Source organism: Acinetobacter junii (assembly GCF_018336855.1).
In the GTDB taxonomy this organism is placed as follows: Bacteria; Pseudomonadota; Gammaproteobacteria; order Pseudomonadales; family Moraxellaceae; genus Acinetobacter; species Acinetobacter junii.
Map to the genome: position 1 here is coordinate 2,256,120 of NZ_CP059558.1, position 11,176 is coordinate 2,267,295.

Below are 11,176 nucleotides of genomic sequence, written 5' to 3' on the forward strand. Positions count from 1 at the left end.
ATTTATTTCTTATTTTAAGATTTGGATTCCGTGCTCTTGTTGCTGGTAGCAAGTTGGTTGTCTGAAAATTTTATTGTCTTTAAAACTTATTACACCTGTTCGCCCCACAAATGAAGTTTCTTGCTGATTCTGATTACTCAATAAATATTGAGTGATTGTCCATGCATCACCACCAAAAGCAAGTAAGCGTTGAAATGCCATATTTTCAGGCTGCTCTTTATACGCTTCAATAAGATCTACCCATTGTCCATTATACAATGCAGGCGTATCACAAAAGCTAAGTCCTAAAGGAATAGTCTGTCCCTGCTCGATACTTAATGGTGTTGCATAGACTTTCTTTTCAGGTAGCTCACCTAGTTGTTGAATCCATTGATGATGCCCCAGCAGTAACAACCCTTCCTTTCTTGAGATTTTTTTAGGCAGAGTGTCTATAACTTGTATTTCTGAACCGAATTCTACCGAAAGAGCCTGCATAAATAATTCTGTGGCTGCTTCAGTACCAGTTTCACGCAGAACCCATAATTTTTTTACGCGATCGTTTTTTAATAATTGGGTCAAGACAGCTGCATCATGTTGTTTCGACAAACTAAATTGCCACACATTTTCGGCATGTTGATTCACATCATTTAGTGCCAGTACAGGAAGTTTAGGCTCCAGTTGCATGACAGCATCAATATCAGTTCTAGCCAAAGGACCAACGACCAATTTAATTTTGTTATTCACCTTCTTCTTAAAGATGTAATCCATACTATTTTTAGTTGAATCGGCAAAAATTATTTTTTCTTGACTGCCAGATGCTGCATAAGCACTCAAGAAACCACGTTTAATGTTTTCACTCGCTCGCGCCATAGCACCAGATTCAGGTAGAATCACCAAGATGTCCGCATAAGCTGGGCTCACGAATGCTGCAAAAAAAAGTGGCAGCCAATATTTTTTTATATACATTAGGGAGTTACCTTTTATGAGTGCTCAATTATTTGTTGTAGCAACCCCGATTGGGCACTTAGATGACATGACCTATCGTGCAATTGATATTTTAAAGTCTGTATCGGTAGTTGCGGCAGAAGACACTCGTCAATCTGCACAGTTATTTAAACACTATAATATCTCAACTCAATTAACTGCGTGTCATGATCACAATGAAAGTAACAAAATTGATCAACTTCTCCAAAAAATGTTAAATGGTGAAGACGTCGCGCTAATCAGTGATGCTGGAACGCCATTAATTAGTGACCCTGGTTTCAAACTGGTTCGTGCTGCTCAAGAACATGGAATACGTGTCATTCCTGTACCTGGTGCATGCGCAGCGATCGCAGCATTAAGTGCTGTTGGTTTACCTAGCGATCGTTTTAGTTTCGAAGGATTTCTTCCATCCAAAGCTTCTCAACGCATTAGCCAACTTGAAAAGCTAAAAGATGAAACACAAACATTAATTTTCTACGAAGCACCTCATCGAATTTTGGCATGTATCCAAGACATGGTTCAGGTCTTTGGTGAAGATCGACCTGTAGGTTTTGCTCGCGAAATTACCAAAACTTTTGAAACGATCAAAAAAATGACGTTAAAAGAACTCGTAACGTTTATTCAGAATGATCACAACCAAGAAAAAGGTGAAATCGTAGTTGTCGTTGGTGGTGCTACGACTGAAAAAGATATGGAACAAGATAAGCTAGATGACTTATTGAAAAGATTACTACAAGATCTCTCCGTCAAAGCGGCTTCACAATTGGCAGCTGATTTAACAGGTATCAAAAAGAAAGTTGCCTACCAACGTGCTTTAGAACTTACACAACAAGATTAAAATAAAATGGATGTAGATTACTGAAAATATCTACATCCATTTTTTAGAAAAGATTATCAACTTAGCGTTTTTGTTAAATTCGACTTTGATCCATTTTTCGCTCTGATCTAGCCTGTTGAATTACGCTCAATCCTGAACTCACACCGAGATAAGCAATAATAAAAGCGACCAATAAATCTGGATAGACGGTTCCTGTTCCCCAAACACTTGCTGCAGCGAAAATTACCGCAATATTTGCGATCGCATCATTACGGCTACACAACCATACGGAACGCATATTGGCATCACCATCTCGAAATGTATAAAGCATGATGGCAACAAATACGTTAACCAGTAATGCCAATATCCCAATAGCTCCCATTAGCATAGGTTCAGGTATCACACCTATCCACCATGACCAAATCACTTTAATGATAACAAAGATACCAAAAGCAGCCATTGTGATTCCTTTCAGTAAAGCTGCCGTTGCTCGCCAATACAAACTCATAGAAAGCACAATTAATGAAATAGCATAGTTTGCAGCATCTCCTGCAAAATCTAGTGCATCAGCCCATAAAGACACAGATTGTGCATGCGCTCCTCCGATGATTTCTACAAAAAACATTAGCGCATTTAAAATCAAAGCGATCCATAATGCCTTTCTAAACTTAGGACTCATTGTTTTTGCTGGGGCACACGCTGTAGTACAACCACATCCTGCCATGACTTTTCTCAAAGAATCTTTTATAGTGATTAAAAACCCTTGAGTAGATCTAGAGTCAAGCATAATGAATTTTACAATTGGGCAATTATCTAAAAAGTCAGGTGTTTCAATAGATACAATTCGTTATTATGAAAAGATTGGATTACTTGAAAAAGCAAAACGTACAGCAGGAAATTATCGACATTATTCTGAAGAGATACTTTCAGAACTTTTATTTTTAAAACATTGCCGCGAATTGGGCATAACCCTGCAAGATATTCAAAAGTTGAAAGAGTTATCAACTCATCCCAACCAAACCTGTATCGAAGTTGATCACTTGATTGATCATTACATTAATGAGGTTTCTCAAAAGATTCAAAACTTAGAGCACCTCAAGCAAGACTTTATTCAACTGAAACAACAATGCTCTCAACACCGCACGATAGAACAATGCGGAATTTTAAAAGGATTACATCAGCCACTAGAATGTGATCTCACATTACATCAACATAAAAAAGCATCACAATCGTGATGCCTTTCAAATGCTTTAAATTCAGTCGTGATGTTCACCAGGAGGAACTTCAGTAATTCTGCCACCACGAGCAAGGAACGCAGCCACTTCATCTTCCAAAGCCTGACGCTGCTTCTGTTTAGCAGTCACCGTTAGCGTTTCAGCTTCAGCTAGATCAGCATCATCAATCGTTGCTTCTTCGCTATCTGCACCGCTTTCTGCTGCTTTCGCCTCTTCATCGTCTACAGCAGAGTCTTCAGTATTTTCATCGTAATCATTAATTTCCGTCATATTACTCTCCCCACAATGACTAAATCTTCATCATCGTTATTTGGTCATCAGAACTTTGTGAAATGTAACAAGCTCTTCTCATTTATCAAAGTAGAATGTTTAACAAATTGTACTTTTAACGACCAAATTCACTCTGATTTATAAATGATTGTATAAAAAATATCTACTATTTTTTAGCAAGCGTAGCGTGTGTGTTGCAATGCACCCAATCCATTCGCTTGTTGCATAAAGCGATCCTTTAGTACTTCAAATTGTTCGACTTGCTTTAATCCAAAGTTCCTTGCCCAAACAAATGGAAATAGCTCTGAACTTTCTAACCACCCGATTGCTGACATACTGTGCATCATAGCGTCGTTTTGACCTTTACGTTGATGTTCATAGCGAAGCAAAGTTTGCTCATTTGCCCATACACCACGTTTTAAATCATGCAATAAAACATCACATAAAACTGCTGCGTCTAAGCAACCGATATTTACGCCCTGACCTGCCAAAGGATGGATGACATGTGCAGCATCTCCAATCAAAGCTAAACCAGATTTGATATAACGCTGAGCTGCTCTTGCTTTAAGTGGGAATTGTGCTCTTGATCTTACATCGACCACTTCACCCAACATTTGCAAACTTTCATGTGTCAGTAATTGCATAAACTCCTGATCTGATAACTTCGAATATTCATCCGCATAATCATCAGGTAGAGTCCATACAATTGATTGCCAGTAGCCATTTTCTTGTTGATCTAAGCTTGCCATAGGTAGAAATGCAAGTGGACCAGTAGGTAGAAAAATTTGGCGTGCGACATATTGATTCGGTTGTGTCGTTTTAATCGCACAACTGATTGCAGCTTGTTTGTAGTCTAAAATATCTAAATCAATATAAGCTTGCTCACGTACAAATGAGTTTGCACCATCAGCACCGATCAATAACTTAGTTTTGAGGATCGTGCCATCGGCGAGTTGAATCGACCAACCTTTTGCAATTTGCTCAATGCGAATAACTTTTACTTGGGTACGGTAATCTTTGAGCTGCTGTAACATTTTTTGCTGTATCGCAATATTCAAAACACTTGGCTCAACCATTGAACCTAAAGCTTGATCTGCACGAGGTTGCTCTTCAGAAGCATGCCCAAAATTTATTTCACCATAACCATTTTTATTCCAGACTTGCATACCTGAATATGGCATTTGTCGTGCTAAATCATTCCAAACATCAACCGTCTTTAGTAGATGAATCGTTGCTTGACTTAAAGCTAACACACGTGGATTCATCACGGCTAAAGTTTTGTCTTGATCAAGCACTGGTGCAGCATCCAATACAGTTGCTTGCACGCCACCTTGTGCTAGCAACAACGCTGTTAAACCACCGACTAATCCACCACCAACAATGACGACATCTAACATTTCACTCATGCTTTTAGCCCCATCGCATAATTCGCAACCAAAGGCTTAATTCCAGGAATCACATCAAATGCAATCAATCCTGTATTTCTTATTAATTTAAGAAGCGGATTTTGATTACTAAAACCACGCACAACTGAATCACAGAACTTAATCACACGCTGCTGATCTGTTAAACGTGCTTGCTCATAAGCCAATAAATTATCAGGATGACCAATATCATCAGACTTCGCTAACTGTTCTAGTAAATAACGAACCAATACATCAGCATCACGTAAACAAAGGTTAAAGCCTTGCCCTGCAACAGGATGAATTGTGTGCGCTGCATTACCCATGAGGACTACACGACCAACTGCCTGTTTGTGAGCCAGAACTTGTGACAATGGATAACTAAAACGTTTACCCGTTTTTTCAAATTTACCCGCACGATCGCCATAAGTTTCTTGTAGGGCATCTAAGAAGTGTTGATCATTTTCTTCACCCAACCATTCAGCTTCAGTACCTTTTTTAACTGGCCAAACGACAGAACGACGATATTCACCAGGTAAAGGTAATAACGCCAATGGTCCTAATGCGCTAAAACGCTCAAAACCAACCTGTTGATGAGGTTTAGAGGTTTGAACTGTTGTGACAATCGCAACTTGGTCATAATCATGTTCATCCACACCCACACCAATTGCTTGACGACAGAAAGAATCACGACCATCTGCTGCAATCACTAACTTTGATTTGAGCGAGTGTATATATTCACCATTACGCATGGCTTCAATGTGAACCTCATCTGCATCTTGTGTCAGTGACGTCACTTGTACCCCATCAATTAATTCAATCAGAGGCTGCTGACGAACTTGGGTGAGTAATACTCGACCTAACCACGCATTTTCAATTACTTGCCCAAAGCTTTCTACTTTCTCTTGTTCTGCGACTAGTCGTGCTTTACCAAAGCTACCCTGCTCTGTGATATGCACTTGTAAAATTGGGGTCGCATGCTGTTGTAATGCATCCCACAATCCTAACTTTTGATAAATTTGCACGCTACGGCGTGACAAAGCGGTGTTACGCGCATCAAAACTTGAGTGATATGGAGCTAGATTTTCGTCATCGTAATTTGGATATTTCACAGCTTCTAATAGCTTTACGGCAATATTAGATTTTGCCAACATTAAAGCAAGGCTGAGTCCAACCATACCCCCACCGACAATGATGACTTGTTGCTGCATAATATTATTCCTTATCAGTTTTTCATGACTTGATGTTAAGGGTCTGTTGATATTTCATCTATGGTTGCGTTATAGGCTAAAACAACTTAAACGAGGCATGAAACGTAGGCAATGGCAACTCCTTGTCAAGTTTCATAACAAAGTTTAAGGAAGTTTTAGCCATAACCCTGTGGGACAGGGATATTTTTTGTCGCTACTGCGTTATGGCTTATTTATTTAGAATGACTAAATTTCATAAGCCATGCCTTGTATCACCTAAAAAATATCCACTGTCGCAAGCATTTATGAAATATCTACAGACCCTAGCCTATCTTACTCTAACTCAAATTGGGATTGGAATTTGTACTTTGTTTGGTCTGTGTTTTATTTTAATTCGACAAATAAAAAAGGCTTATCCTAGAATAAGCCTTTAGATCAATATTTCTGACTTAACTAGCCATTAATTGCTCAATTTCTTCAACAGTTTTCACTACATTCTTAGTCAAAACCAACGGTCCATTTTCAGTGACTACAATATCATCTTCAATACGAATACCAATACCACGCCATTTCGCATCAACCGTTTCATCATCGGGTGCGACGTATAAACCAGGCTCAACGGTGACTACCATACCTGCTTCATAAGCACGCCAGTCTTCGCCATGCTTATAAGCACCGACATCATGCACATCCATACCAAGCCAATGCCCAGTTCCATGCATAAAGAATTGACGGAATGCTTCACTTTCAACCAACTCATTTACGTTACCGCTAAGTAAGCCAAGATCAACCAAACCTTGAGTTAAAATTTTTACAGCGACTTCATGTGGATATTTGTATTGATTGCCGATACGTGTTGCATCAATCGCAGCTAGTTGTGCATCTAATACAATATTGTAAAGTGCTTTTTGCTCAGGACTGAACTTACCATTGACTGGGAAAGTACGAGTGATATCAGATGCATAGAATTCATATTCACAAGCAGCATCTATTAAAACCAAATCACCATCTTTTAATGGTTTATTGTTTTCTACGTAATGCAAAATGCACGCATTCTCTCCACCACCAACAATACTATTGTAGGCTGGCACACAACCATTTTTACCAAAAATATAATTGAGTTCTGCTTCAAGTGCATACTCCATCATTTCTGGTTTCACTGCTTGCATAGCACGTGTATGTGCATCTGCACTGATATTTGATGCGATCTGCATTAGCTCGATTTCTTGCGCTGATTTTTTCAGACGCATCTCATCTATAAGTCGATCAAGCTGAATAACCTCTGCTGGAGAGGTTGATCCACGACGTTGTTGAGCATCAGCTTTTTGAATCCATTGACTTACTCTGGCATCAAACTCAGCTTGATGACCAATTCGAAAATACAGACGATCTTTATTTAAGAGCTTAGCAATGATTTCCTGATCCAATAAATCTATTGCAAATGCTTCATCTGCACCATAGATTTCAACAGCTCCTTCCACACCAGCACGGTAACCATTCCAAATCTCCATTTCGCGATTACGCTCTCGGCAAAATAAGGAATAACGATACATTTCACCTTCAGCGAAGGTTTCCAAAACCGCAACTGCTTCAGGTTCAGCAAAACCAGTTAAATAATAAAAACTACTGTCAGCTCGATATTTATAGTCTGCATCGCGATTGCGGTACATTTCTGCACGTGTCGCAATAATAGCAACACTATTTGCACCCATTTTATGAGCTAAATCATCACGGCGTTGTTTAAAATCAGCTTGAGTTAGTTTCATATTATCCTACAGCTTGAAAGTCCCTCTAAAAAGTAAGAGGGATTTATTAGGGAGATTTAATACCGCATTAACTCGGACGATGCGGTGTAAACATTTCTACAATAGTTTGTGGATCAGCTGTGCTTTCTTGATTTCTGCTTTTGGCGTGAAAGTTTTTTAAGAGCGAACTTTCACTAACAGAAATCTTTTTGCGACCAATCGATAAGCTCACTGGAATTAAACGAACAAACTCGTATAACTCTTCATAGCTTGCTTCACCTTCGTCATCATTATCTGAATCTTCAAACTCTACTGCTGCAACATCTTGTAAGTGTTCAATGAGTTCTTGTTCATCAGCACGAATATGTCCCGATGCTAAACCAAAGCCTAGAACCACACCAGCACACCAATCAGCCAAAGCTTGAACTCGATCAACAAGTAGATGACTATCATCTGGCAACATCGGCAAATAATCTAACTCATCGTCAGACAAGGCATGAGAAACATCTTCGCTTTCGTCAGTTAAGCTTTCTAATGCCTCTTCCGATAATGCAGGAACATTTAAAGTATTTAAAATTTGTGACCATTCGTCTTTGGTTGGTGCTTGTGTGACACAAACTATACCTGTGAGTAATCCATGTAACTCACTTGGACTTGAAATCTCTTCAATCCCATCAAAATGGGCATTCCAATCCGTCCAACCTGAAATATCGTCTTGCATTCGTTTATCCAATCTCTATACTGCTGTATATATTACCTTTGATTGCAACTCTGTGCGACCTCGTTATGTTAGAACAATTACAGCGTCTACAAGCGCATATTGGTGTTTTAAAAACACGTTTACATCATTTAGAGCGCGAAAACACTTCGCTCACTGAAGCTAAAGCTTTAGCTGAAACAGAACATCATGCACAAATCGTGCAAAAAAATAGCATCATCACGCAAAAGCAGGACGAAGTTGATAACTTAACTGAACAATTAACTCAGTTACAAGATCAATTTAAGCAGCTGAATCAAGATGCAACAACACTTGCTGAACGCTATAGCCGCTTGGAAAAAAGTACCACTGACTTAAAAAATCGCTTTCAAGAGATTTTGGCAGAGCGTAATGATTTACGTGTGACTAAAGAGAAGCTCCAAGCACAACAACGTCATAGCCAGCAAGAAATCCAAGATCTTCAGCAAGATCGTGATCGTTTATTGCAAAAAAATGAGCTTGCAAAATCAAAAGTTGAAGCAATTATTCAGCGTCTTGCCATCCTAGGTACTGCGCAAGATCATCATGCACAAGAAATTCAGCAACTTGCTCACCCAAATGCTGAACTACAAGAGGAAAACTGATCATGAGTGAACAAGTGACAGTAGAACTTCGTTTAATTGAACAGACTTTTCGCTTAAATACCACTGAAGATAAACGTGAAGAATTAGAACGTGCAGCTGAATTACTGAATCAAAAGTTTCAGGATATGCGACGTAACGCTCCTCGTGTAGAACACAATAAGTTAGTCATTATGGTTGCCTTACAGATGGCACAAGATGTCTTTAGTTTGAATAAATCTTTGCAGGAATATGCTCACTGTGAGCGCCTACTTCAAACGATCTTGGAAGATGTCGAACAAACTGTTGAGTAAAATTGCACAAAGCCCCATCAATTAGTAAGTATCTTTACAGATATGTGATCTGCAAGGATTGTCATCGTGTAAAGATCAGTTATACTAAAACTGTCTCTAGGGTGTTCGCCAGTACGTCTAGTCCCCTGCCGATACTTAAATTTATGGATGTGTCCTGTACATTTTGAGTGTATGCCTGCCTCGAGTAGGAAACCCAGTAAGTGTACGTCACCTCCACCTTGAACTCATCGGGTTCAGGGTAACGACCATGCAGCGGCACCTCTGGAGCATTACTTTTCTAATGGTTCTCACCAAAAGAAAATTCAATTTATAATCCCCTCTCAATCAAAACGTTTTTTTATTTTTATAACCATCAAAACTCTTCTTATTTTTAGTACATTTCAAATTAAAAAACCATAGCACATGCTATATGTACTATGGCGTTATCACTTCAAAATTTTAAGGTCTATTCATCGTTCAAGGCACATTCATAGTGACTTGGCGCTTGCGAACAACGAACCTGTTTCAGCAACTTCATCATATCTGGATCGTAATAGCCTTCTTTCGTCATTTGGATCCGTGCTTCACGCATAAGTCGAACATAACCTGGCTTATCACTTTCATTTAGTGTTAACCAATATTTACTTGGAATTTTAGCTTCCAATTTATCGACAAATTCAAATGCTGGATTGAGCTGTTTAGAAATGACCTCACGCGCAATTGATCCCATTCCTGCTGGGAATTTATTGCGATGCATGATCAATGTGCCTGTCACTTGAATGACAGGGAACTTAATAATCCCACCAACAACTTTGCCAGACTTATCACTCATCCCTTTATGTAACTCTAGTGGTTCAAACAATATCGCAGGTCCAGCCATAATATCGACTTCTTTATTGTTGAATTTACCACCAACACTCACTAAATCTACCGAAATAGGTTGAGCACCTACATTTTGAACTAATTTCTTTTGGGTTTCATCAAATTGGAATACAGCAATCTTTTTACCTGCAGCTTTAGCTAGAGTATTAATATTTCGATCGTTGACCATAATATAAGCAGCACCTAATGGTACTACCCCGACAACCTCATAGTCTTTGTTCACCATCTTTTCATCAAACTTTGGATTTGCCAAAACTTGGATCACTGCACTCAATTGTTTGTATGTTTGTAGTGCACCAATTGCATCAATACTTCCAACAAATTTATTAAATTGTTTCGCTCGTAGATTACTAATACCTGCGCCATCACAGCGTTTACTGCGGAAATCTTCGGTTAAGACAGCTTCATTGGTATAAACCTTTAGGTTCACCAATGTAGATGCTGTTTTTTTAAGTTTAGGATAATCAAAATCCAGTTTAAATTGTAAATGCGAAGGACGAGCAACCTTCATATTGACACCAAACTGCTTGGCGACGTTTACCATTCTTGGAATTTCAGTGATATAGCTAGTTGCTTGTTCAAATGCTTCACTATGCTCACCATTCGGCGAATACACACATAAAGTGACCTGTTTAGGAATCTGCTGCCAAGTTTTAGGGTCATTGAGTAGTTTTTTAACTTTATTCTGCGAATGAGTTGAAAGCGTTAGATCTAACTTCCCTTCAGGTGCAGCATAGGTTGGACTCATCATGGCGAATGACGAGACCAACATTCCTGTGATAAGAATTGATTTAATTGACATCCTGCACTTATTTTTTTGGATTAAACGGTCCATTTTTAGCTATTTCCCAATAGTTTTTATTCAAGTTAAGGTCATTAAATCAAAATAGAATTGACTGCTTTTACTTAGATGATGTCAATTAAGTCAAGAAAAGTATAAAAACTCTCGTTATTTGATAATAGTCTATATTTTATCGAAGTTTATAGAATACGAGAGACAATATTTATCCGACTAAAACAATCGAAAACCAGCTTTTATACCTTAGTAAAACCCCAAATCG

At 38.7% G+C, this 11,176-nt stretch carries 12 protein-coding genes and 1 other RNA gene; 5 read left to right on the top strand and 8 right to left on the bottom strand.

Annotated features, from left to right (window positions below; translation table 11 throughout):
• Nucleotides 1-9: 9 nt before the first annotated feature.
• The gene (locus H2677_RS10645; RefSeq protein ID WP_212638513.1) at nt 10-945 is read right to left on the bottom strand and encodes a penicillin-binding protein activator; all 936 of its coding nucleotides are present in this window, start codon (nt 943-945) and stop codon (nt 10-12) included.
• Nucleotides 946-961: 16 nt separating this feature from the next.
• Between H2677_RS10645 and rsmI the strand changes: the two genes are divergently transcribed.
• Entirely contained in the window at nt 962-1,801 is an 840-nt protein-coding gene (gene rsmI, locus H2677_RS10650; protein ID WP_004955272.1) for a 16S rRNA (cytidine(1402)-2'-O)-methyltransferase, read from the top strand.
• A 73-nt stretch (nt 1,802-1,874) separates the two neighbouring features.
• Here rsmI and H2677_RS10655 read toward each other — a convergent pair whose 3' ends face one another.
• Nucleotides 1,875-2,504 (bottom strand): cation transporter, encoded by a 630-nt coding sequence (locus tag H2677_RS10655; RefSeq protein ID WP_212638514.1) that lies wholly within the window; start codon nt 2,502-2,504, stop codon nt 1,875-1,877.
• Between the two features lie 61 nt (nt 2,505-2,565).
• Here H2677_RS10655 and H2677_RS10660 point away from each other — a divergent pair, with 61 nt between their 5' ends.
• The gene (locus H2677_RS10660) at nt 2,566-3,015 is read left to right on the top strand and encodes a MerR family transcriptional regulator (protein ID WP_199955848.1); all 450 of its coding nucleotides are present in this window, start codon (nt 2,566-2,568) and stop codon (nt 3,013-3,015) included.
• Nucleotides 3,016-3,036: 21 nt separating this feature from the next.
• Here H2677_RS10660 and H2677_RS10665 read toward each other — a convergent pair whose 3' ends face one another.
• From H2677_RS10665 to H2677_RS10685, 5 genes are all read right to left on the bottom strand, one after another.
• The gene (locus tag H2677_RS10665; protein WP_004912421.1) at nt 3,037-3,285 is read right to left on the bottom strand and encodes a hypothetical protein; all 249 of its coding nucleotides are present in this window, start codon (nt 3,283-3,285) and stop codon (nt 3,037-3,039) included.
• Between the two features lie 173 nt (nt 3,286-3,458).
• Entirely contained in the window at nt 3,459-4,691 is a 1,233-nt protein-coding gene (locus H2677_RS10670) for an FAD-dependent monooxygenase (RefSeq protein ID WP_212638515.1), read from the bottom strand.
• Nucleotides 4,688-5,899, bottom strand: coding sequence for a 2-octaprenyl-6-methoxyphenyl hydroxylase (gene ubiH, locus H2677_RS10675; RefSeq protein WP_004955280.1), 1,212 nt, complete (start codon nt 5,897-5,899; stop codon nt 4,688-4,690). The genes H2677_RS10670 and ubiH overlap by 4 nt, the downstream gene beginning before the upstream one ends.
• A gap of 428 nt (nt 5,900-6,327) precedes the next feature.
• The gene (gene pepP / locus H2677_RS10680; protein WP_212638516.1) at nt 6,328-7,644 is read right to left on the bottom strand and encodes a Xaa-Pro aminopeptidase; all 1,317 of its coding nucleotides are present in this window, start codon (nt 7,642-7,644) and stop codon (nt 6,328-6,330) included.
• 67 nt (nt 7,645-7,711) lie between these two features.
• Nucleotides 7,712-8,344 carry a UPF0149 family protein gene (locus tag H2677_RS10685; RefSeq protein ID WP_004912433.1) on the bottom strand — a complete coding sequence of 211 codons (633 nt, stop codon included), beginning with the start codon at nt 8,342-8,344 and terminating at the stop codon, nt 7,712-7,714.
• 65 nt (nt 8,345-8,409) lie between these two features.
• Between H2677_RS10685 and H2677_RS10690 the strand changes: the two genes are divergently transcribed.
• The 3 genes from H2677_RS10690 (at nt 8,410) to ssrS (ending at nt 9,526) form a co-directional block, all read left to right on the top strand.
• The gene (locus tag H2677_RS10690; RefSeq protein ID WP_042890824.1) at nt 8,410-8,964 is read left to right on the top strand and encodes a hypothetical protein; all 555 of its coding nucleotides are present in this window, start codon (nt 8,410-8,412) and stop codon (nt 8,962-8,964) included.
• A 2-nt stretch (nt 8,965-8,966) separates the two neighbouring features.
• On the top strand, nt 8,967-9,254 hold the full coding sequence (locus tag H2677_RS10695) for a cell division protein ZapA (protein ID WP_004912439.1): 288 nt from the start codon (nt 8,967-8,969) through the stop codon (nt 9,252-9,254).
• Nucleotides 9,255-9,344: 90 nt separating this feature from the next.
• Nucleotides 9,345-9,526: non-coding RNA, 6S RNA (ssrS, locus tag H2677_RS10700), on the top strand.
• Nucleotides 9,527-9,699: 173 nt separating this feature from the next.
• Here the strand turns inward: ssrS and H2677_RS10705 are convergent.
• Nucleotides 9,700-10,887: a putative solute-binding protein gene (locus H2677_RS10705; RefSeq protein ID WP_373865849.1), complete on the bottom strand. Its 1,188-nt coding sequence runs from the start codon at nt 10,885-10,887 to the stop codon at nt 9,700-9,702.
• Between the last annotated feature and the right edge of the window lie 289 nt (nt 10,888-11,176).

Excerpts from the sequence above, each read along its gene's own strand:
- H2677_RS10645 (WP_212638513.1), bottom strand. The coding sequence starts at position 945 with ATGTATATAAAAAAATATTGGCTGCCACTTTTTTTTGCAGCATTCGTG.
- rsmI (WP_004955272.1), top strand. The coding sequence starts at position 962 with ATGAGTGCTCAATTATTTGTTGTAGCAACCCCGATTGGGCACTTAGAT.
- H2677_RS10655 (WP_212638514.1), bottom strand. The coding sequence starts at position 2,504 with ATGGCAGGATGTGGTTGTACTACAGCGTGTGCCCCAGCAAAAACAATG.
- H2677_RS10665 (WP_004912421.1), bottom strand. The coding sequence starts at position 3,285 with ATGACGGAAATTAATGATTACGATGAAAATACTGAAGACTCTGCTGTA.
- H2677_RS10670 (WP_212638515.1), bottom strand. The coding sequence starts at position 4,691 with ATGAGTGAAATGTTAGATGTCGTCATTGTTGGTGGTGGATTAGTCGGT.
- ubiH (WP_004955280.1), bottom strand. The coding sequence starts at position 5,899 with ATGCAGCAACAAGTCATCATTGTCGGTGGGGGTATGGTTGGACTCAGC.
- pepP (WP_212638516.1), bottom strand. The coding sequence starts at position 7,644 with ATGAAACTAACTCAAGCTGATTTTAAACAACGCCGTGATGATTTAGCT.
- H2677_RS10685 (WP_004912433.1), bottom strand. The coding sequence starts at position 8,344 with ATGCAAGACGATATTTCAGGTTGGACGGATTGGAATGCCCATTTTGAT.
- H2677_RS10690 (WP_042890824.1), top strand. The coding sequence starts at position 8,410 with ATGTTAGAACAATTACAGCGTCTACAAGCGCATATTGGTGTTTTAAAA.
- H2677_RS10695 (WP_004912439.1), top strand. The coding sequence starts at position 8,967 with ATGAGTGAACAAGTGACAGTAGAACTTCGTTTAATTGAACAGACTTTT.
- H2677_RS10705 (WP_373865849.1), bottom strand. The coding sequence starts at position 10,887 with ATGTTGGTCTCGTCATTCGCCATGATGAGTCCAACCTATGCTGCACCT.